This window comes from Modicisalibacter sp. 'Wilcox', from assembly GCF_010993675.1.
Lineage (GTDB): Bacteria > Pseudomonadota > Gammaproteobacteria > Pseudomonadales > Halomonadaceae > Modicisalibacter > Modicisalibacter tunisiensis.
Genome location: NZ_WNXF01000001.1, coordinates 133,191 through 152,626, shown reverse-complemented (window position 1 = coordinate 152,626; position 19,436 = coordinate 133,191). Strand labels below are relative to the sequence as shown.

General features: G+C 62.7%; 18 protein-coding genes and 1 tRNA gene. 11 read left to right on the top strand and 8 right to left on the bottom strand.

What is annotated here, in order from left to right:
* Positions 1 to 201 precede the first annotated feature (201 nt).
* From G7A98_RS16645 to G7A98_RS00670, 3 genes are all read left to right on the top strand, one after another.
* On the top strand, positions 202 to 594 hold the full coding sequence (locus tag G7A98_RS16645) for a twin-arginine translocation signal domain-containing protein (protein ID WP_240464639.1): 393 nt from the start codon (positions 202 to 204) through the stop codon (positions 592 to 594).
* Positions 584 to 880 carry a hypothetical protein gene (locus G7A98_RS00675; RefSeq protein WP_163647557.1) on the top strand — a complete coding sequence of 99 codons (297 nt, stop codon included), beginning with the start codon at positions 584 to 586 and terminating at the stop codon, positions 878 to 880. Before G7A98_RS16645 ends, G7A98_RS00675 begins: the two co-directional genes overlap by 11 nt.
* 179 nt (positions 881 to 1,059) lie before the next feature.
* Entirely contained in the window at positions 1,060 to 1,377 is a 318-nt protein-coding gene (locus tag G7A98_RS00670) for a TraR/DksA family transcriptional regulator (protein ID WP_163647556.1), read from the top strand.
* Positions 1,378 to 2,131: 754 nt separating this feature from the next.
* On the opposite strand, the gene G7A98_RS00665 is transcribed toward G7A98_RS00670, so the two are convergent.
* Complete coding sequence (locus G7A98_RS00665; RefSeq protein WP_163647555.1) at positions 2,132 to 2,884, bottom strand: Crp/Fnr family transcriptional regulator; 753 nt, start codon at positions 2,882 to 2,884, stop codon at positions 2,132 to 2,134.
* 490 nt (positions 2,885 to 3,374) lie between these two features.
* On the opposite strand from G7A98_RS00665, the gene G7A98_RS00660 reads away from it, so the two are divergent.
* The 3 genes from G7A98_RS00660 to G7A98_RS00650 all read left to right on the top strand — a co-directional run bounded on the left by G7A98_RS00660 (position 3,375) and on the right by G7A98_RS00650 (position 7,272).
* Entirely contained in the window at positions 3,375 to 4,574 is a 1,200-nt protein-coding gene (locus G7A98_RS00660) for a saccharopine dehydrogenase family protein (protein WP_163647554.1), read from the top strand.
* 3 nt (positions 4,575 to 4,577) lie between these two features.
* On the top strand, positions 4,578 to 5,750 hold the full coding sequence (gene nspC / locus G7A98_RS00655) for a carboxynorspermidine decarboxylase (RefSeq protein WP_163647553.1): 1,173 nt from the start codon (positions 4,578 to 4,580) through the stop codon (positions 5,748 to 5,750).
* Between the two features lie 586 nt (positions 5,751 to 6,336).
* Complete coding sequence (locus G7A98_RS00650; RefSeq protein ID WP_163647552.1) at positions 6,337 to 7,272, top strand: TQO small subunit DoxD; 936 nt, start codon at positions 6,337 to 6,339, stop codon at positions 7,270 to 7,272.
* A gap of 288 nt (positions 7,273 to 7,560) precedes the next feature.
* On the opposite strand, the gene G7A98_RS00645 is transcribed toward G7A98_RS00650, so the two are convergent.
* A tRNA-Arg gene (locus tag G7A98_RS00645) sits at positions 7,561 to 7,637 on the bottom strand.
* 77 nt (positions 7,638 to 7,714) lie between these two features.
* Positions 7,715 to 9,823 (bottom strand): GGDEF and EAL domain-containing protein, encoded by a 2,109-nt coding sequence (locus G7A98_RS00640; protein WP_163647551.1) that lies wholly within the window; start codon positions 9,821 to 9,823, stop codon positions 7,715 to 7,717.
* A gap of 200 nt (positions 9,824 to 10,023) precedes the next feature.
* Between G7A98_RS00640 and G7A98_RS00635 the strand changes: the two genes are divergently transcribed.
* The gene (locus tag G7A98_RS00635; RefSeq protein WP_163647550.1) at positions 10,024 to 10,800 is read left to right on the top strand and encodes a methyltransferase domain-containing protein; all 777 of its coding nucleotides are present in this window, start codon (positions 10,024 to 10,026) and stop codon (positions 10,798 to 10,800) included.
* A gap of 28 nt (positions 10,801 to 10,828) precedes the next feature.
* Here the strand turns inward: G7A98_RS00635 and G7A98_RS00630 are convergent, their stop codons facing one another.
* The 5 genes from G7A98_RS00630 to G7A98_RS00610 form a co-directional block, all read right to left on the bottom strand.
* Positions 10,829 to 12,136 carry an EAL domain-containing protein gene (locus G7A98_RS00630; protein ID WP_263479211.1) on the bottom strand — a complete coding sequence of 436 codons (1,308 nt, stop codon included), beginning with the start codon at positions 12,134 to 12,136 and terminating at the stop codon, positions 10,829 to 10,831.
* A gap of 97 nt (positions 12,137 to 12,233) precedes the next feature.
* Entirely contained in the window at positions 12,234 to 13,535 is a 1,302-nt protein-coding gene (locus G7A98_RS00625) for an ISL3 family transposase (RefSeq protein WP_092850570.1), read from the bottom strand.
* A gap of 311 nt (positions 13,536 to 13,846) precedes the next feature.
* Complete coding sequence (gene arsJ / locus G7A98_RS00620; RefSeq protein WP_008958323.1) at positions 13,847 to 15,082, bottom strand: organoarsenical effux MFS transporter ArsJ; 1,236 nt, start codon at positions 15,080 to 15,082, stop codon at positions 13,847 to 13,849.
* Entirely contained in the window at positions 15,075 to 16,106 is a 1,032-nt protein-coding gene (locus tag G7A98_RS00615) for an ArsJ-associated glyceraldehyde-3-phosphate dehydrogenase (RefSeq protein WP_008958324.1), read from the bottom strand. The genes arsJ and G7A98_RS00615 overlap by 8 nt, the downstream gene beginning before the upstream one ends.
* A gap of 46 nt (positions 16,107 to 16,152) precedes the next feature.
* Positions 16,153 to 16,578 carry an arsenate reductase ArsC gene (locus tag G7A98_RS00610; protein ID WP_092850567.1) on the bottom strand — a complete coding sequence of 142 codons (426 nt, stop codon included), beginning with the start codon at positions 16,576 to 16,578 and terminating at the stop codon, positions 16,153 to 16,155.
* 131 nt (positions 16,579 to 16,709) lie between these two features.
* Here G7A98_RS00610 and G7A98_RS00605 point away from each other — a divergent pair, with 131 nt between their 5' ends.
* From G7A98_RS00605 to arsB, 4 genes are read left to right on the top strand one after another with little or no spacing between them, the layout of a single operon-like run.
* Positions 16,710 to 17,060, top strand: coding sequence for a metalloregulator ArsR/SmtB family transcription factor (locus G7A98_RS00605; RefSeq protein WP_092850565.1), 351 nt, complete (start codon positions 16,710 to 16,712; stop codon positions 17,058 to 17,060).
* A gap of 6 nt (positions 17,061 to 17,066) precedes the next feature.
* Positions 17,067 to 17,480 (top strand): arsenate reductase (glutaredoxin), encoded by a 414-nt coding sequence (gene arsC, locus G7A98_RS00600; RefSeq protein WP_092850563.1) that lies wholly within the window; start codon positions 17,067 to 17,069, stop codon positions 17,478 to 17,480.
* 11 nt (positions 17,481 to 17,491) lie between these two features.
* Positions 17,492 to 18,205 (top strand): arsenical resistance protein ArsH, encoded by a 714-nt coding sequence (arsH, locus tag G7A98_RS00595; RefSeq protein WP_092850574.1) that lies wholly within the window; start codon positions 17,492 to 17,494, stop codon positions 18,203 to 18,205.
* A 13-nt stretch (positions 18,206 to 18,218) separates the two neighbouring features.
* Positions 18,219 to 19,286 carry an ACR3 family arsenite efflux transporter gene (gene arsB / locus G7A98_RS00590; protein WP_092850561.1) on the top strand — a complete coding sequence of 356 codons (1,068 nt, stop codon included), beginning with the start codon at positions 18,219 to 18,221 and terminating at the stop codon, positions 19,284 to 19,286.
* The last annotated feature ends 150 nt before the right edge of the window (positions 19,287 to 19,436 follow it).

The window sequence follows — 19,436 nt, the reverse complement described above, 5'->3', positions numbered from 1 at the left end:
CTTCCTGCCGTGCGGCTCTTGTTGAACACCATTACGGTGTAGTGAACGTTGACTCATTCGTCGAGCGTCACGATGCATGATGTAACGAAGCGGACTACGGTTATTGAACTGTCACTCAAGTGTCACCAACGTGACACTTGCCCGCGGGCATAATATTGCCGTCCCGGTCATGGATAACCAGAAGAAATGGAGGGTAGGGCCATGTCGATCACTCGTCGTCGCTTCCTGCAGGGGACGCTTGCTGCGGGAGCCGGCGCCGCCTTGCCGGCGTTCTACATCAATAAGGCGCTCGCGCAGGACAACACCCTGCGGATCTATGCGTGGGCGGGCTATTTTACCGATGAGATGCTCGCCGACTTCCGCGAGAAGACCGGCATCAACGCGACCTTCATCCCCTACGGTACCAACGATGAGTTGATGAACTCGCTGCGCGCCACCGACGGCAGCGGCTTCGTCGTCCAAGGCGTCGGCTGCCCGGCCGTCCGATACGAAGGCGGCCACGGCGAACGACAGTCAGTCGGCGAGCCAGGCAAGGCTGAAAGACGAGTCGCGTCGCTTCAAGGAGGTCGTCACCGACGTCGACATGAACTTTGAGGGCAAGGCGCTGAGCTTCGACGTGGTTCAACGCGGCACGGTGGCCGTCAATACGTCGACCATGGTCGGTGCTGAGGGGTCCTTCCAGATCGAAGCGCGGGTTCTCGATGACCAGGGCAATGTCGTGGCCAGCGACGAGGGCTCGCGTTTTGCCGGCAATGTTCACATCAAGCAAGTCTTGCCGCCGGGGCATTACACGGTCTGGGTCAAGGGGCATAACTACGGCAATGCCAAGGACTCGGCCAATAATTTTGCGCTGCGCGTCAAGCAGCTGGATACGCGCTGAGTGCACTGATGTCATCCTGGGTACCCGAGCCGGCCCGTCACATGACGGGCCGGCTTGTTTGTGTTGGGGCCGTTGCGGCTGTCAACGGCACGGGCCGGAAGTTTCCTGATCGGCGTCAAGGTGATTCCTGCGGCAGGGGGCTACACGAGAAGGATGACGTCTAACGGGAGACACCTGCCATGAGTGATCGTCGTGCCACGCTGGAAGCCCTGCGGAAAACGTTGCAGGCGCGTCTTCGCGCCTACCGGGGCCACAAGACACGCTCTCTGGACAAGGATGCGGAAGAACAGTCGCTCGAGGTCGAGAACGACGAGGTGGTGGACCGCCTGGACGAGGAGGCTTTTGCGGAACTGGGTCAGGTCGACAGGGCGCTCGAACGCATCGCCGACGGCGAGGGCGAGATCTGCGAAGACTGCGGGGAGCCGATCGATGCGCGACGCCTCGAGGCGCTGCCCATGACGACCTTGTGCATCGACTGTGCCGAGCGGCATCGCTGAGATAAGCGGGCGGCTTGCTTCGCTGGTGGGCGGCTCGTGTCCTGCAGGCCCGTTCGGAAAGTGTTTCAAAACGTAGCTTTGGGTCGGTAACGGCGTTGCCCGTTCGGCGTTTTTCCGTTCTTGTGAGCGTTAACCTTGTACATCAACCCATTGCCTGCAGTCGGCGGAGCGGGCCGAGAGGCCGAGCCAGCCGTGAGGCGCGGGCTGCCTTGTGAAGGCGCGGGCTTGGATTTGAACTTAACTGATTGTTTTTACAAGAATAAAGTCGGGGTGAGTGAGCTCGGGAGGGGATGTTAAGTTTTATTAATTATACTTTCCGGAAGTTCTGATAAAATTTCGTACAGTATAACCTGGGTTAATTACCGGGTCGGTCGGACATGAGACATTGGCTTCCGTCGAATCAGGGACGGTTCGGCGAACGATGCGCCATGACAGGTGAGGGTCGCGAAACCCGCGCACTCGGCATCTGGAACGTGCTGTCCAGGCCGGCTGCAAGGCAGTTGGCACATCGACTGTCATGTGTATCGAACTTCGTGTCTGGGTGCGTTCCAGATGGCGAATCCCGTGACAGGGAGGTTGGGGCAGGGAGGCCCCTTGACCAGGGAAGGTCCGTCTGTGGGCCCGAGGGTGCTCGTCAACAGGACGTTGTGATTGCCCAGGGAGCGGTCCACTTCGACGCTTTGTCGATTGACGAGCCGGCACCGCCACGACGGCAGTGCCGGCTCGTTGTCGTGCGTGCGTTGCCCGGCAGGCGTCAGGACGCCGTGTCCCCCAGGTGCAGCGTTGCCACCTCGTTGCCGACGAAGGCCGGGTTGAGAATGTCGCTGAAGCGTTCGGGGCGAAAGTTGGCGATGCGGGCCAGCTCCTCGAAATCCAGGATGTCGATGCTCTGCCGCTGGCGAAGCACCAGTTGCCGCTCGGCCAGCTCCGAGAGGGTGCGGCTGACATGCACCTCGCTCATGCCCAGCAGCTGGCTGAGTCGCCGCTGGGTGAGGGGAAGGGTGAAATGATTGCTGACTGGCTGGCCGCTGGCGGTCAGCCGATGATGGATCTCCAGCGCGAAATGCGCGATACGCGAGCGGGCATCGTTGCCCAGCACATTGATCAGGCGCTGGGTGATGTTGCGCTGCTGACGCGCGGTCGAGGCGTGCAGGGCCATGGCCACGCGGGGGGCGACCTGGAAGAGGCGATGGATACTGGTAACGGGGATCGCCCGTACGATGCCATCGGTCAGCATTTCCGCCCTGGTGTAGTGGTTCGTGAAGGTTAGGTCGCGCAGCCCCAGGACATCACCGGGCAGGTGCAGGTCGATGACCTGTTCGGCGCCATCCTCGGAGCGATGGAGCGTACAGGCCCAGCCCTGATGCAGCGAATACAGGTAGCGGGGCGGCTCATCGGGGTGCCAGAGCGTTTCGCCCCTGGCGATGGCTCGTGGCTTTTCTTCCAGGGCCGAGACGATTCGGCTTTCACGTTCCGTGAATGCGATGTGTTTGGCGAGGTTCTGCATGATTTCTGCATAAAAGAGTTTTTGCCAGAATGCGGCCCTCAGTCCCGGAGGCCGGCCTTCAGCGCGAGGGGGGGTTCTTCCCTGATGTAACTCACCCAATCTAGCCTCTTGTACCGAGATTGTGCAATAACAATTGTTAATGGGCAATTTGTAGGGCTATTGTCCAATGATTTCTCGTTGGTGAGCATTCACTATAAGTCTCGTGTACCGACGCGGCAACGGTCCCGGTGTGACGTCGAAAGGTGGGGCGCCGTCATTTCGTGCCTGCCCATCGGCAGGGTGTCGAACACGTTTTGCCAGTGGCGGGAGTTGACGCGAAAAGCACTTGCGGCCAGCCTCGGAGGGGGCCATCATCTGCGCCCTCTCGCCGTCCTCCCGGGGAGTCGGGCGAGGCCGAGACCGGGGTGGCACCGGGTCGGGGGCGACGCATGCCTTCGCTTCCGGCACGACCCCTGCCACCATTGACGTTTCCCGATCTGGAACCGAATTCATGAGCAAAGTCCTGATTATTGGCGCCGGTGGCGTCGGCGGTGTCGTCACTCACAAGTGTGCCCAGCATCCCGAGGTGTTCAGCGAGATCTGCCTGGCCAGTCGCAACGAAGCGAAATGCAAGGCCATCGCCGATCAGCTGGAACGGCCCATCCAGACCGCTCGGGTCGATGCTGATGATGTCGAGGCGCTGGTGGCGCTGATCGAATCGTTCCAGCCGGATGTGCTGATTCACGTGGCCTTGCCCTATCAGGATCTGACCATCATGGAGGCCTGTCTGCGTACCGGCGTTCCCTACCTGGATACCGCCAACTACGAGCATCCCGACGAGGCCAAGTTCGAGTACAAGGAGCAGTGGGCCTTCCAGGACCGCTACAAGGGCGCCGGCAACATGGCTACCCTGGGCTGCGGCTTCGACCCGGGCATGACCAACATCTACTGCGCCTACGCCCAGAAGAACCTGTTCGACGAGATCCATGCCATCGACATTCTCGATGCCAATGGCGGCGACCACGGCTACCCGTTCGCCACCAACTTCAACCCGGAAATCAATATTCGCGAGATCACCGCGAACGGTCGCTACTGGGAAAAGGGCGAGTGGAAGGTGACCGCGCCGCTGGCCGAGAAGCGTACCTTCGATTTCGACGGCATCGGCGAGAAGGACATCTACCTGCTCTACCATGAGGAGCTCGAGTCGCTGTCGCAGAATATCAAGGGCCTGGAGCGGATTCGCTTCTGGATGACCTTCTCCGAGAAGTACATCACCCATCTCAAGGTGCTCGAGAACGTCGGCATGACCCGCATCGAGCCGATCACGGTGAACGGCTGCGAGATCGCCCCGCTGGAATTCCTCAAGGCGGTGCTGCCCGACCCGGCTTCACTGGGCCCGCGCACCAAGGGCAAGACCAACATCGGCGTGATCGTCGACGGCATCAAGGACGGCAAGCGCCGCAAGGTGCACATCTACAACATCTGTGACCACCAGCAGTGCTACCAGGAGGTCAAGTCCCAGGCGATCTCCTATACTACCGGCGTGCCGGCGGTGACCGGTGCCATGCTGATGCTCGAGGGCCTGTGGAAGGGCGATGGCGTGTTCAACGTCGAACAGCTCGATCCCGACCCGTTCATGGAGCGCATCGGCGACATGGGCCTGCCCTGGCAGGTGGTCGAGCTCGACCCCGAATCCGACCCGCTGGCCTGATCGATGGCGAATCACGACACCCCGTTCGACGGCTATCCGTTTGACATTCAGGCCTGCCCCTCGCCGGCCTACGTGGTCGACGACGCCCTGCTGCGTCGCAACCTCGAGCGGCTGGGGCAGGTGCAGGCGGAGAGCGGCGCGAAGATCCTGCTGGCGCTGAAGGGCTTCGCCATGTGGGATACCTTCCCGCTGATCCGCGAATACCTGGTGGGCACCACCGCCAGTGGCCAGGACGAAGCCCGCCTCGGCGCCGAGACCTTCGGCGGCGAGGTGCACGTCTACTCGCCGGCGTTCACCGCGCCGGAGATGGACGTGGTGCTGCGCTACGCGGATCATCTGAGCTTCAATTCGCCGGGCCAGTGGCGGCGCTTCCGCGACACCGTCGCGGCGGCGCCGCGGCGGGTCTCCTGCGGGCTGCGGGTCAACCCCGAGCATTCCACCGGCGAGGTGGCGCTCTACGACCCCTGCGCGCCGGGCTCGCGGCTGGGTACCCGCGCGGCGAACCTCAGCCCCGGCGATCTCGACGGCCTGGAGGGGCTGCACTTCCACACCCTCTGCGAGCAGAACAGCGACGCCCTCGAGGCGACGCTGGCGGCCTTCGAGGCGCGTTTCGGGCAGTACCTGGAACGCATGCGCTGGGTCAACTTCGGTGGCGGTCACCACATCACCCGCGCCGACTACGACGTGGCGCGGCTGGTACGGCTGATCCGCGACTTCAAGGCGCGTTATCCGCACCTCGAGGTCTATCTCGAGCCGGGCGAGGCGATCGCCCTGAACACCGGCTTCCTGGTGTGCAGCGTGCTGGACATCATCGACGACGAGATCCCCAACGTCATCCTCGATACCTCCGCCACCGCGCACATGCCTGACGTGCTGGAGATGCCCTATCGGCCCGAGATCATCGGCGGCGGCCTGCCCGGCGACAAGGCCCACACCTACCGCCTGGGCGGCACCACCTGCCTGGCCGGCGACGTGATCGGCGAGTATTCGTTCGACGCACCGCTGGCCATCGGCGACCGCCTGGTGTTCACCGACATGGCCCACTACACCATGGTCAAGACCACCACCTTCAATGGCATCCGCCTGCCGTCGATCTGCCGGGTCGACGAGGTCGGCCGCAAGGTGCGCACGGTCAGGGCGTTCGGCTACGTGGACTATATGCAGCGCTTGAGCTGACAGGCCGCCGGACACGCGAGTTTGATACGGATCATGTTTTAGTCGGCGGTTCTGGCCTAGCCTGATAGTGGCACGATATCCATGGAACGGAGCGGCAAGGGAAGGCTCCAACCAGGGATGCGCCCGCAGGGGGCGGGTGGAAGTCAGTCACAGGACACAGCGCATGCAGCCCGGCCGAGTGCCGGGCTTTTCTTTTCGTTCCCTGCTTGCACGATACTGCCGGTTTTTCTATCGCTGACCCAGCGGCCCAGTGCTGCAACTCCTTGGCCATAGACTCCCCGGACTCTCCGTGTGTGCCGGCTTCGGGGCCGGATAGCGTCAGCCCCATTCATTACTGCAACACCTCTTCTGTCTGTTCTCCTGCTGGAAAGCGCCCGGTGTTTCCAGTCATCTGCGTGCCGTCATGGTTCGTCATGATCTTGGCATTATTGCCGTGCATTCAGTGTCTATTGAGCTGGGTCAAGCTCGGACCTGAGGGTAATGGTACTATTTGATTATTGAAATATAACATTTTGTGATATGACGGGTGTGGGCGTGTCAACCTGGGTGTCGTATGCCCCACTAATGTGGCCAGGAGCAGAGGTGGATGATGGAAAAAGACTCGAACCTTTCACTATGGCGTGGTGACATCGCCTTGCGTGCTTCCGCGATCTCCATGGGCTTCGTGTTTCTGATGGGAGGGTGGCGACGATTCGTCAATGTGCCCGCGAAGCACGATATCAATACGCCGGCTTCGCTGGCCAGCAAGCTGGTTGAAGCGGCGCCGGGATCGCCCATCGAAACGCTCATTCATTGGGTCCTGGCGCATCCGCTTGTGGCGGAGTGGTCGATTTATGCCATGTCAACTGCCGAAGTGCTGGTGGGTCTGGGGCTGATCCTGGGTCTGATGACGCGCCTTGCAGCTGCTGGTTCGGCCTTGCTGAATGTGGCGCTGATGCTGATTTTCGGCTGGATGGGCTACGAATGCCTTGATGAGTGGACGATGGCAGCCCTCGGCTTCGCCATTTCGGTCAGTGTCATGATTCATGGCGCTGACGTTCATTCCCTCGATCATGCCTTGAAGCGTGACGATTTTGCAGGGCTTTTCAAACGTCCATTCTGTCTTGGGCTTACGGTGATTTCCGTGATTTTCACCGTGGGTTTCTACAGCTACTACTTTGGAATCTTCGACTTCGGCAAGCGTACCAGTACCGGCAGCTACCACATTTCCGTGGTTGAAGGTCCCCAGACTTCCGGTCAGGAACGTCTCTATGTGGATGCCGGCCCTTCCTCAGCCTTTGCCTATGTGACTGCGATCACGTATACGCTCGATGATGGCAGCAAGGAGACCGTCGGTGCGTCTGATATCGACGTCCTGAAGAGCCACTTCGAGCCATGGGCCCACCACTCCGGAAGCCTGGTCGATGGCGTCATGAAGCTGCGCCTTGGCTCAATGGTCGATATTCGGGTCCCCGAGGCGGCGGTGTCGGCAACGGTTCATCTTCTCGACAACAAGGACTCCGTGATCCACTTCCAGCCATAGCCGGATGGCCTCATCGTGCATACGCCTTTGGCAAGACGTTTACCCGGGCCCTCGAACGGCCCGGGTAGCCCGTTTGGTACTTCAGCTTCCGTGTTTTCTCGGGTTTCGAGACGGGTCTGCAGGAAGCGAAGGCGGCAATTCGGGGACCGAAAGCGGTCTGACGCGGATAGGCTTGAACGCCCTGTGGGGTCTGGGGTTCTACTGTGCCTGGGGCGAGGCAGGGCGGGAGCGATGCGCGATTCCGGCTCGAACGGGAGACATGGGGACGCTGCCGGTCATTGATGCCGTTGGCGCCCCCGATAGGATTCGAACCTATGACCTACCCCTTAGGAGGGGGTTGCTCTATCCAGCTGAGCTACGGGGGCGCGAGGCAACGCGCTGCATTATAAGCGCCTGTCCGGACAAGATAAACCCGTGAAGCCAGCGTACGTGCCGGGAGGCGTCAGGCCGGAGCGGCACAGCGGCGTTGCAGGGGATACTCCGGGCGGGCGGCGGTGTCGAGATAACGCCGGTCCAGCTCGTCGGCGGGCATCGGCTCTCCCAGCAGGAAACCCTGCGCCAGGTCGCAGTGGCAGCGTCGCAGCTCCTCGAGCTGGGCTCGCCGCTCCACGCCTTCGGCCAGCACCTTGCGTTGCATGGCGTGGGCCATGTCGATGATGCCGCCGACGAACTGGCGCTGGCTGGCTTGCGTGTCGATGCCGTGGATCACGCTGCGGTCGATCTTGAGCGTGTCGATGGGCAGCTGGCTGGCATAGGTGATCGAGGAAATGCCGGCGCCGAAGTCATCCAGCGAGACGGAGGTGCCCAGCTGCTTGGCCTCGAGCAACTGGCTGCAGGTCAGGGCGAGATCGTGGAACTGGCTCGACTCGAGCACTTCGATCGTCAGGTAGGGCGTGGACAGGCGCAATGCGTCGCGGGAGTCGCTGATGGCGCGCAGGAAGCTCCCCGTCTCGATCTGTTCCTGGGACAGGTTGATGCTGATGCCGACCCGGAACCCCCGATCCTGAAGGTGCTTGGCCATCTGGCTGGCCTCGTGCACCAGCCAGCGCCCGAAGGGCAGGCTCAGCGACGAGTGCATGATCACGTCGATGAAGTGCTGCGGCGCCAGCACCCCCGCCTGGGGATGGCGCCAGCGCGCCAGCGCCTCGAAGAACAGCGTCCGGTCGGAAGCCAGGTCGACGATGGGCTGGTAGTAGAGTTCCAGCTCGCCCGTTTCGAAGGCCTGCCTGACGCGCTGGAAGGTGGCCCGGGAGCGGGACTCGACGAAGCGCCGGGCCCGGGCGATGCGGTTCTTGCCGCCCACCTTGGCGTCGTACATGGCCTGGTCGGCGCTGTCGATCAACGTGGCCGTGTCGAGCCGATAGTCGTTGGTGAACGCCACGCCGATGGACACCGCAATGCCGACCGACGCGCCGTTGTCGAGCCGGAAGGGCTGGACCAGCGCGTCGACGATCTTCTGGGCCACCTTGACGGCCTTGTCGCCATTGCCCATGCCGGTCAGGGCGATGACGAACTCGTCACCGCCGAAACGGGCGACAATATCGGTGCTGCGCATCAGCCGCTTGAGGCGTCGGCCGATCTCGACGAGCAGCTCGTCGCCGGCGGCATGGCCGAAGCCGTCGTTGATCGGCTTGAAGTCATCGAGGTCCATGAACAGCACCGCGATGCCGCTCTCGGTGTACTGCAGGCTGACCAGGTGTGTCTCGAGCGTGGCGATGAAGTGTTCGCGGTTGTACAGGCCGGTCAGCGGATCGTAGATGGCCATGCGTTCGAGCCGGGCCTGATTGAGACGCTGCTGGGTGATGTCGCGAAACACGCTGACATAGTTGAGCAGGCGGCCGTCGGCGTCGTGCACCGCCGAGATGGTGGCGTTGACGATCAGCTGGCTGCCGTCCTTGCGGGTATTCCAGATGTCGCCGGACCAGAAGCCCTGTGCCTCGATGGTGGCGAACAGGGTGTGGTAGAAGGCGTCATCGTGCTTGCCCGAGGACAGCAGGTGCGGCTTGTGCCCCAGGGCCTCCTCGCGCGTGTAGCCGGTCAGTCGCGTGAAGGCGGGGTTGGTATCGATGATGACCTTGTCGGCGTCGGTGACGAGGATGCCGTCGTGGGTGTTGTCGAAGACCGCCAGGGCCAGCCCGGAACGTCGGGGTTCGTCGGCGTCGCGCTGCATGCAGATCAGGTAGCGGTGGCCGTCGTGGTCCTCCACCGGGGTGACCGTCATCTCGGTCCACAGACGCGAGCCGTCGCGGCGATGACACGCGACGGTATCGGTGGTGGGCACGCCGTGACGCAGCACCCGCGCGATCACGGCCGGCAGGTCCGTGTCTCCCGCCAGGGCCATCAGATCGCGCAGTGGCGTTCCCGCCAGTGCCGCGCCGGAGTGCCCGAGCAGGCGCAGTGCCGCGCCGGAGTGCCCGAGCAGGCGCTGAAAGCCGGGATTGACGAAGAGGAGCGGCAGGCCGGTACGTTCACCGTCGACAATGGCCATCGCCGTGCCGGGCAGGTCCAGCCCCCGGGCGAGCGAGGCAATCAAGGGCGGCAGCGAATCCAAGGCAAGACTCCTGTGGCAGCAGACACGATGCAATCAATCAACAATTCAATCAACAATCAAGAGAATATCGGCGAGTCATCGTCAATCTTTAATCTCGGCCCGGGGGCCGGCGTCCGGCATGATGAGCGGCCGTGGCGACGGCGCTGGAGCCGGTGTCGCGAGGCGGCTAGACTGGGCGCTTTTGTGCAGCGGGGGGAAGGGTGAGCGCCGAGGACCGTATCTTCGACGGGCTGGCCGACAAGTTCGCCGACAGCCTCTATGGCAAGCCGCGCGGCGCGTTGCGCCTGGCGCTGCTGGACGCCCTGCTGCCGCGTACGCTGCGGCTGGCGGGCCAGCCGGCGCTGGATGTCGGCGGCGGGCTGGGGCAGATGAGTGCCTGGCTGGCCGAACGTGGCCATCCGGTGACATTGGCCGAGCCGTCGGCGGACATGCTGTCGCGGGCCCGGGACGCGCTGGCGGGCCGACCGGTCACGCTGCTGCAGGCGCCGCTGCAGGCCCTGCCGACGCGGGCGCCGGGACCCTGGCCGTTGATCGTCTGCCACGCGGTACTCGAGTGGCTGGCCGATCCCCGCGAGGCGGTCCATCTCCTGGCCGAGCTGCTGGCGCCGGGGGGCCAGCTGTCGCTGATGGTCTTCAATCGTGATGCACTGCGCTTTTCCAATATCGTCAAGGGCAACCTGACCAAGGCGCTGGAGGATCGGCTGGCGGGCACCGGCAGGCGTCAGCGGCTGACGCCGATCTCGCCGCTGACGCATGCCCAGGTAGCGGCGTGGCTCGCCGAGGCCGGGCTGGTCGTCGAGCATGTCGCCGGTGTCCGGCTCTTCCATGACTACCTGCGCGAACGCGAGCCCGACGCGACGACACTGGCACGGCTCACCGAGCTCGAGCATCGCTACTGCGACGTCGAGCCGCACTGGCGGCTCGGCCGCTATCTGCTCTACAGCGTGACGAAGCCGGAGAGCGGCGCGGGCGGGTGAGCGAGTGACACCCGCCCCGGGGACGCGGTCAGGTGCGGACCAGCGGATAGGCGGGCCGGGCGTCCGGCGTCACATACTGTTGGAACAGGGCCTCTTCCGTCATGGGGCGGCCCAGGAAGAAGCCCTGGGCCAGGTCACAGCCCAGCTCGCGCAGCAGCCGGAGCTGGCCTTCGGTCTCCACGCCCTCGACGACCACCTGGCGCTGCATGGCCTGGGCCATCAGCGTGACGCCGCGGACGAACTCGCGCTGGTCGGGTCGGTTCTCCAGGCTCTTGATCATGCTGCGGTCGATCTTGAGCGTGTCGATGGGCAGTACGGAGGCATAGGTCACCGAGGAGACTCCGGTGCCGAAATCGTCGAGTGACACCCTGGCGCCCAGCAGGCGGGCTTCATGGAGCTGGTTGGCGGTCAGGTCGAGATCGTGGAACTGGCTGGTCTCGTGGATCTCGAGGTTGATGTGCGGCGAGGACAGCCCGAGCTCTTCGCGTATCTCGCCCAGGGTGTACAGGAAATCGCCGCCCTCGATCTGCTCCTGCGTCAGGTTGACGCCGATGACGGCCTGGATCCGGGCTTCCTGCAGCCGCCGGGCCAGCTCGCCGGCCTGGCGGATCAGCCACTGGGCGAAGGGATGACACAGCGAGGAACAGGTCAGTATGTCGATGAAGTGGGCGGGGCCCAGGACGCCCAGCGTGGGATGATGCCAGCGCGCCAGGCCCTCGAAGCCGATCGTCTTCATGTCGGTGAGCCGGATGATGGGCTGGTAATGCAGCCGGATCTCGCCCTGCTCGAAGGCGTTGCGTATCCGCATGAAGGTTTCGCTGGACCGGGAGACGTGGCGATCATGGGCGGTGGCGATGCGATTCTTGCCCTGCTGCTTGGCATCGTACATGGCGGCGTCCGCCGTATCGATCAGGGTCTCGGCGGTCGTCTCGGGGTCGACCGTGACGACGAGGCCGATCGAGGCCGAGACCTGCACGTGTTGGCCGTTGCTCAGCTGGTGCGGCCGCATGACCTCCTTGAGCATCCGTCCGGCGATGGACTCCGCCATCTCGAGGGAGGCGATGCCGGACAGGGCCACCATGAACTCGTCGCCGCCGAAGCGGGCCACCAGGTCGGTGGCCCGCATCATGTGCTTGAGGCGGTGGCTGATTTCCACCAGCAGCTCGTCGCCGGCCGCGTGGCCATGGCAGTCGTTGATCGGCTTGAAGTCATCGAGATCCGTGAAGAGCACCGCCAGGCCGGTCTCCGTGTAACGCAGGCCGTCCAGCAGGCTGTTCAGGGCGTTGGTGAAGTGCTCGCGATTGAACAGCCGGGTCAGCGGGTCGTGGATGGCCAGGCGTTCGAGGCGCGCCTGGCTGAGCCGGGTCTGGGTGACATCCCGAAAGGGGTATCCGGATTAAGTGGTTGATGATCCCCTCTGATCCACCAAAACCTTAATCCTCCCAGAAGGTTGATAGATCGACGCCGTAGTTCTTCTCGGCCTCGGGGAGACCCATGCTGTAGGTCATGGTGGCCTTGCCCAGGAACGGAGATTCCTTGGTCTGTGGCGTCTTCTTCTTGTGCTTGGTGGTGTAGAGCATCCGGGCCCGCATCACCTCGAATGAATAGCCCCGGCCATCGCGGTTCTTGTCCTTGGCCAGCCGGTTGATCGACTCCGTGAAGGCGTTGGTGATTGGGATGTCGGTCTCGAAGTAGGTCAGCACCTCCTCACGCCAGCCACTGACGGCGCTAACGAGATCCTTCCAGACCTCCTTCTGCCCCTGCGGGATGCCGTCAACCCAGGCAGCCAACGCCTTCTCAGCATCCCGCCGGGTGGCACAGCCCCAGATGTGGTAGAACCGCTCCTTGTGCTCATAGGCTGCCAGGAGCTGGGGGAAGGCCCCTGTCCAGGTTTCCATGATGAGACGCTCGCGGTCTGAGACGTCGTGAGCCCGCTTCAGCAGGATCTTCCGGTCGCCCTTAAGGGTTCGTCGCTGGTTGGCCGTCAACTCCTTCCTGAGCCCCTTGCGGACCTTCTCCAGGGCTTCGTTGGCCATACGCACCACATGGAACTTATCGACCACAATGCGGGCCTGTGGCAGCACCGCCTGAACGGCACGGCGGTAGGGCTTCCACATGTCCATGCTGACGATCTCGACCTTGTCGCGCTCAGTCATGCTCATGAGCCGCTTCGTCACCGCGTCCTGCTGACGACCGGGCAGCAGGTCTAACAGAGTACGCTCCTCCAAGTTGGTCAGGATGCAGCGGTAGCGGCGATTCAGGTACAGCTCGTCGATGCCCAGGCAACGAGGAGTCTCGAAGCGGTGCCAAATCGCCAGGAACTCAGCCTTTTTCTTGAAGATTTCGCGTATGGTCTTCTCATCGAGGCCCGTGGTATCGGCTACATAGGCGTAGGGGTGGTTGAAGGCCTCCTTTTCAACATGGCTGTAAAGCCTCCGCGTCATGCGATGAGTGTCCACCATCTCGGGGAGCGTCGGACGGAATGTCTTTCCGCAGGCTCGACATGTGTACCGGCGACGGACCACCCAGAGGGTGACCCGCTTGCCGTGGATGGGTAGGTCACGATAGGCCACATCGCGCTTGCCGAACCTGACAAACTCATTCTCAACGCCGCATTCCTCGCAAGCTAGAGGCTCAGGAGCTTCGATCTGGTAGTGGAGATCATGCTCTTCCACCTTGGTGCCCAGGACGTGGTATTCCGGCAGGTGGAGAATGTTGTCAGAAAAGTACGTCATATCTTGGGCGTTTTCGTGGCAAGTATGTTTATCGGGATAGTGCCTGTTTGGCATTGAGGACGATGCCAGCTACATGGTGACGAGAATGCCGCCACTGACCTTGAGGCCGTGGATGATCCCCTGGTTGAGGGGACCGTTGAGCACGGCGGCGCCCAGCGCGAACAGCGACGGTAGAGCCTGCGTCGTGTGCTTCCCTTGTACTAATCACGGAGGGCAGGCCCCCTTGCGCTCCATCGAATGCAGCATGGGGTAGAGGGTCCTGGGGCTCAGTCGATAGCCGTGGGGCAAGGTCAGCGTCGGGTAGCCCCACATCATTCCCCAGACGCCTCCTGTGGCAGCGCAAGAGCCATCAGGGCGCTGGCCGCCACCAGAGCGGCCGAGATCCACAGACAGGCGGCCAGGCCATACACCTGGTACACCCAACCGGAGAGTAGTGTGCCGGCGAGGCGGCCCATGGCGTTGGCCATGTAATAGAAGCCCACGTCCATGGAGACGCCATCGGCGCGGGCATAGTGCACGATCAGGTAGCTGTGCCAGCTGGAGTTGACGGCGAAGAGCACGCCGAAGGCCAAAAGCCCCGTCACCAACCAGCCCACTTCGGCCAGGGGCAGCAGGGCCAGCAGCGCTGGCAAGCCGGCCAGGGCCAACGCCCAGAACACGGTGACGGCCCGCGCCCCGCCCTTGACCAGGCCGGTGAGGCGCGGCGCCTGGGTCTGCACCCCACCATAGCCGATCACCCAGATAGCCAGCAGGCCGCCCACCGTCCAATGGCTCCAGCCGTGCTGGTCGTAGAGGAACACCGGCAACGCCACCACGAACCACACGTCCCGGGAGGCGAACAGGCACAGCCGCGCCGCCGAGAGCACGTTGATGGCCCGGGACTTGGAGAACACCTCGGTGAACTTGGGCTTGCGCTTCTGGCGACCCAGGTCAGCCTTGAGCCTTATCAGCGACAGCGTCAACACCGCGACGAGCATCAATGCCATGGCGATGACCGCACCGCGGAAGCCGATCAGAGTCAGCAGCAGGCCGCCGAGGAAGAAACCGGCCCCCTTCAGCGCGTTCTTGGAACCGGTGAGGATCGCTACCCAGCGGTAGAGGGCACTGCCGGCACTAGGGCTGTCCTTGGGCACCAGCACCTTGACCGCGCTCTTGGCGCTCATCTTGTTGAGGTCCTTGGCGATGCCCGAGAGCGCTTGGGCGGCCATCACCCAGGGCACGGTTAGCGCCGCGGCGGGCACCATCAGCATGACCAGCGCGACGATCTGCAGGCCGAGGCCCACGTTCATGGTGCGGTTGAGGCCCAGGCGTGCCCCCAGCCAGCCCCCCACCAGGTTGGTGACTACGCCGAAGGCCTCGTAGAAGAGGAACAGCAGCGCCACCTCCAGCGGTGAGTAGCCCAACTGATGGAAGTAGAGCACCACCAACATGCGCAGGGCACCGTCGGTGAGGGTGAAGGCCCAGTAGTTGCCGGTGATCAGCAGGTACTGGCGCACCTCGAAGGGCAGCCCCTTCAAGCGGATCCCGAGCTTCCCTGCCTCAGACATGGCCCACCTGCTCACTCCCCACCTTCATCGCCAGCTCGGCGGTCCGGTTGGCGTAGCCCCACTCGTTGTCATACCAGGCGTAGAGCTTGAGCTGGGTGCCGTTGACCACCATGGTCGAAAGCGCGTCGATGATCGAGCTGCGCGGATCGGTACGGTAGTCGATGGAGACCAGCGGGCGCTCCTCGTAGCCCAGGATGCCGGCTAGCGGGCCCTCGGCGGCGGCCTTCAGAGCAGCATTGACCTCGTCCACCGTCACCTCGCGTTCGAGTTCGAAGACCATGTCGGTGAGCGAGGCGTTGGCCAGGGGCACCCGCACGGCGTGGCCGTTCAGCTTGCCCTCGAGCTCGGGAAAGATGGCGGTGATCGCCTTGGCCGAGCCGGTGGTGGTGGGAATCAGGCTCATGCCGCAGGCACGGGCTCGGCGCAAGTCCTTGTGGGGGGCGTCGAGGATGGTCTGGGTATTGGTGATATCGTGGACGGTGGTCATGGAGCCGTGGCGGATGCCATAGGTCTCGTGGATAACCTTGACCACCGGCGCCAGGCAGTTGGTGGTGCAGCTCGCCGCGGTGACGATGCGGTGTGTCTCAGGATCGTAGCGGTCGTCATTGACCCCCATCACCACGTTCAGCACGCCCTCTTCCTTCACCGGCGCGCTTACCACCACCCGACCGACGCCCTGGTCCAGGTAGGCCTGCAGTTTCTCGCGGGTCTTGATCTTGCCCGAACACTCGATGACAACGTCGCAGCCCGACCAGTCGCTGTCGGCCGTGGCGACCTTGGAGGTAAAAGCCAGGCGCCGACCGTCGATGAGGATGTCCGCCTCGGTGGCGTCGATTCCCTTTCCCGGTGCCCAGTGGCCATGCACCGAGTCGAACTCCAGCAGGTGGGCGAAGGTGGCAGCGTCACCGCCCGGATCGTTGATCAAGCCGATCTCGACCTCGCCCGATTCGACGGAGCGCCAGAGGCTGCGCAGCGTCAATCTGCCAATGCGTCCGAAGCCATTGATACCAATACGCAGAGTCATAGTTACCTCGCTTTGAATTTAGTCGTGGGTCTCGATGGATCGAGGTTCAGCGCTCGATGTCGTCGCGCTCCTGGATCTCCAGCCAGAGCAATAGCCGATGACGGATTTCGGCCAGCGCCTGCTCGTAGGCATCCCACCGCTCGATAAGGCGAGGATCGCGGATATCCCAGTAGAGATACTCATCACTGCTGCCCTGCCAGTCACGGCATGCCTGCTGGGCCTTGTCACAAAGCACGATCACCGAATCGAAATGCTCACCGGCGAAATCGCCCAGGGACTTGCTGGCGAGCCCCTGAGTGTCGATACCTAGCTTGCTCAAGGTAGCCAAGGTGATCTCATGGGGGCGATCCGGCTCGGAACCAGCGCTGAACGCCTCAAAGCGGTCTCCCGCCAGGTGACGTAACAGGGCTTCGCCCATCAGGGACCTGGCCGAGTTGGCATTGCACAGGAACAGAACACGTCGCTGTCTCATCAGTGGGCCCTCATTAATGCGGTTTTGCATATATGCGGATAGAGAGATGTTGTGTGCTGCTAGGACGTTCTACGCTTCTACCTTGAGTGCAGGACTTGACGCACCCCCAATAATTCCATATTTTTAGAAATATGGAAACATCAAACGTAATCGAGAGCTTTTCCGCTCTGGCCCAGGAGACACGCCTGGCGATCTTTCGCCTGCTGGTACGCCAGGAACCGGATGGGCTCGCCGCCGGTGAGCTCGCACGGCAGCTATCGGTGCCCCATGCCACGATGTCGGCGCACCTAGCTGTTCTGTCGCGGGCAGGTCTGGTGGTATCCCGTCGCCAGGGGCGCTCGATCATCTATCGTGCGAATCTAAACCACATGCAGGAAGCCATCCGCTTCTTGGTGCGCGACTGCTGCGCGGGGCATCCGGAGGTGTGTGGCCCCTTGGCGGAGTCCCTAATCGGTTGCACTCCGAATCAAGATAGGAAGTGAGACGGTATGCTCCCCCAGATCTATCACAACCCGAACTGTGGCACATCGCGCAATACCTTAGCGATGATGAAGGCCTCTGGTGAATCCCCCGAGATCATCGAATACCTCAAGACGCCTCCAAGCCGGGAACGGCTTGTGGAGCTGCTGGCGATGATGGGTATCTGCCCTCGGGATCTGCTGCGGCGCAAGGGAACCCCCTACGAGTCATTGGGGCTGGACGACCCGGCTTTGACGGATGAGCAGCTGATCGATGCCATGCTGGCGGAACCAATTCTGATCAACCGGCCGATCGTGGTGACACGGAAGGGCACCAGGTTATGCCGACCCTCGGAGACGGTGCTGGATCTCCTTGACCATCCAGTAGCGCACTTCGTCAAGGAAGATGGTGAAGTCATCCATTACCCAGGAATCGCGCCATGAGCGACATCAAGATGTTGGCAGACCTCCCCCATATTGATCCTTCGCAGTTGCGTTCCATCGACACGACACTGTTAGCAGGCCCCGAGGCCCCCCAGCATGCGCCACGTATTTTAGTGCTCTACGGATCCCTGCGTGAACGCTCCTACTCACGTTTGGTTGCCGAAGAAGCCGGGCGGCTGCTGCGTTGGTTCGGATGCGAGGTGCGAACTTTCAACCCCAGCGGCCTGCCCTTGCCGGATGATGCGGGGGCCGACCACTCCAAGGTTCAGGAGTTACGCGAGTTGGCCGAGTGGTCGGAAGGCATGCTGTGGGTCAGTCCCGAACGCCATGGTGCCATGACGGCCATCATGAAGGCCCAGATCGACTGGATTCCGTTGTCGCTGGGCGGTATTCGCCCGACCCAAGGCAAGACCCTGGCCGTGATGCAAGTTTCAGGTGGTAGCCAGAGCTTCAATGCAGTCAACCAGATGCGCATCCTCGGTCGCTGGATGCGCATGGTGACGATCCCCAATCAATCTTCGGTGCCGAAAGCTTTTACCGAATTCGACGACGATGGGCGCATGAAGCCCTCCCCCCTGTACCTTCGCATAGTGGATGTTTGCGAGGAGCTGACCAAGTTCACCCTGATGATCCGGGGACGAAGCGACTACTTGACAGACCGCTACTCTGAGCGAGTGGAAAGCGCAGAAGACGTTTCCCGGCGCGTGAACCAATGTGCCATCTGACAGGAGTCACACTATGACCGTACTCCAGGAATCCCAGGCCCCCAGCGCCTCCGAGGGCATGGGTCTCTTCGAGCGCTATCTCTCGGTGTGGGTGGCGTTGGCTATCGTCGTCGGGGTGCTGCTCGGCCAGTTTGCCCCGGCGGTACCTGAGACGCTGTCACGCTTCGAATATGCCCAGGTATCGATCCCGGTGGCGATCCTGATCTGGGCGATGATCTTTCCTATGATGGCGCAAATCGACTTCGCCGCCGTACTCGGTGTGCGCCGCCAGCCCAAGGGGCTGGTCATTACCACCTCGGTGAACTGGCTGATCAAGCCTTTCACCATGTTCGCCATCGCCTGGTTCTTCCTGATGGTGGTGTTCCGTCCGCTGATTCCGGAGCACTTGGCGAGCCAATACCTGGCCGGCGCCATTCTGCTGGGGGCCGCCCCCTGCACCGCCATGGTCTTCGTGTGGAGCTACCTGACCCGCGGCGACGCCGCCTACACCCTGGTGCAGGTGGCCCTCAACGACCTGATCATGCTATTCGCCTTCGCGCCCATCGTGGTCTTCCTGCTCGGCGTGTCGAACATCCAGGTGCCCTGGGACACCGTGGCGCTATCGGTCTTTCTCTATATCGTGATTCCGCTGGCGGCCGGCTACCTGACCCGGCGTACCCTGATCGCCCGCCGCGGCAGCGAGTGGTATGACAACGTCTTCATGAAGAAGGTGGGGCCGATCACCCCCATCGGGCTGATCATTACTCTGGTGCTGTTGTTCGCCTTCCAGGGCGACGTGATCTTGGCTAACCCGCTGCATATCGTGCTGATCGCCATCCCGCTGATCATCCAGACCTTCCTGATCTTCTTCATCGCCTACGGCTGGGCCAAGGCGTGGAAGGTGCCCCACAACGTGGCGGCCCCCGGGGCGATGATCGGTGCCAGCAACTTCTTCGAGCTGGCCGTGGCCGCTGCCATCGCCCTATTTGGCCTGCATTCCGGCGCGGCGTTAGCCACTGTGGTAGGGGTGCTGGTGGAGGTGCCAATCATGCTCATGCTGGTCAGAATCGCCAACAACACACGGGACAGATTCCCCGAATAATAAAATCGGCCCGTGTTCCTGTAACACGGGCCTCAATGCGTGATCTGAAAGTCAACGCCTAGCCGAGAAGCTACGTGATCAGGGTAGCCTGGTCGAGCCATCACCCAGCGTAGTCCCTCTTGTCCTGGCCAATTCCACAGCTTCCCGAGC

Excerpts from the sequence above, each read along its gene's own strand:
- G7A98_RS16645 (WP_240464639.1), top strand. The coding sequence starts at position 202 with ATGTCGATCACTCGTCGTCGCTTCCTGCAGGGGACGCTTGCTGCGGGA.
- G7A98_RS00675 (WP_163647557.1), top strand. The coding sequence starts at position 584 with ATGAACTTTGAGGGCAAGGCGCTGAGCTTCGACGTGGTTCAACGCGGC.
- G7A98_RS00670 (WP_163647556.1), top strand. The coding sequence starts at position 1,060 with ATGAGTGATCGTCGTGCCACGCTGGAAGCCCTGCGGAAAACGTTGCAG.
- G7A98_RS00665 (WP_163647555.1), bottom strand. The coding sequence starts at position 2,884 with ATGCAGAACCTCGCCAAACACATCGCATTCACGGAACGTGAAAGCCGA.
- G7A98_RS00660 (WP_163647554.1), top strand. The coding sequence starts at position 3,375 with ATGAGCAAAGTCCTGATTATTGGCGCCGGTGGCGTCGGCGGTGTCGTC.
- nspC (WP_163647553.1), top strand. The coding sequence starts at position 4,578 with ATGGCGAATCACGACACCCCGTTCGACGGCTATCCGTTTGACATTCAG.
- G7A98_RS00650 (WP_163647552.1), top strand. The coding sequence starts at position 6,337 with ATGATGGAAAAAGACTCGAACCTTTCACTATGGCGTGGTGACATCGCC.
- G7A98_RS00625 (WP_092850570.1), bottom strand. The coding sequence starts at position 13,535 with ATGACGTACTTTTCTGACAACATTCTCCACCTGCCGGAATACCACGTC.
- arsJ (WP_008958323.1), bottom strand. The coding sequence starts at position 15,082 with ATGTCTGAGGCAGGGAAGCTCGGGATCCGCTTGAAGGGGCTGCCCTTC.
- G7A98_RS00615 (WP_008958324.1), bottom strand. The coding sequence starts at position 16,106 with ATGACTCTGCGTATTGGTATCAATGGCTTCGGACGCATTGGCAGATTG.
- G7A98_RS00610 (WP_092850567.1), bottom strand. The coding sequence starts at position 16,578 with ATGAGACAGCGACGTGTTCTGTTCCTGTGCAATGCCAACTCGGCCAGG.
- G7A98_RS00605 (WP_092850565.1), top strand. The coding sequence starts at position 16,710 with ATGGAAACATCAAACGTAATCGAGAGCTTTTCCGCTCTGGCCCAGGAG.
- arsC (WP_092850563.1), top strand. The coding sequence starts at position 17,067 with ATGCTCCCCCAGATCTATCACAACCCGAACTGTGGCACATCGCGCAAT.
- arsH (WP_092850574.1), top strand. The coding sequence starts at position 17,492 with ATGTTGGCAGACCTCCCCCATATTGATCCTTCGCAGTTGCGTTCCATC.
- arsB (WP_092850561.1), top strand. The coding sequence starts at position 18,219 with ATGACCGTACTCCAGGAATCCCAGGCCCCCAGCGCCTCCGAGGGCATG.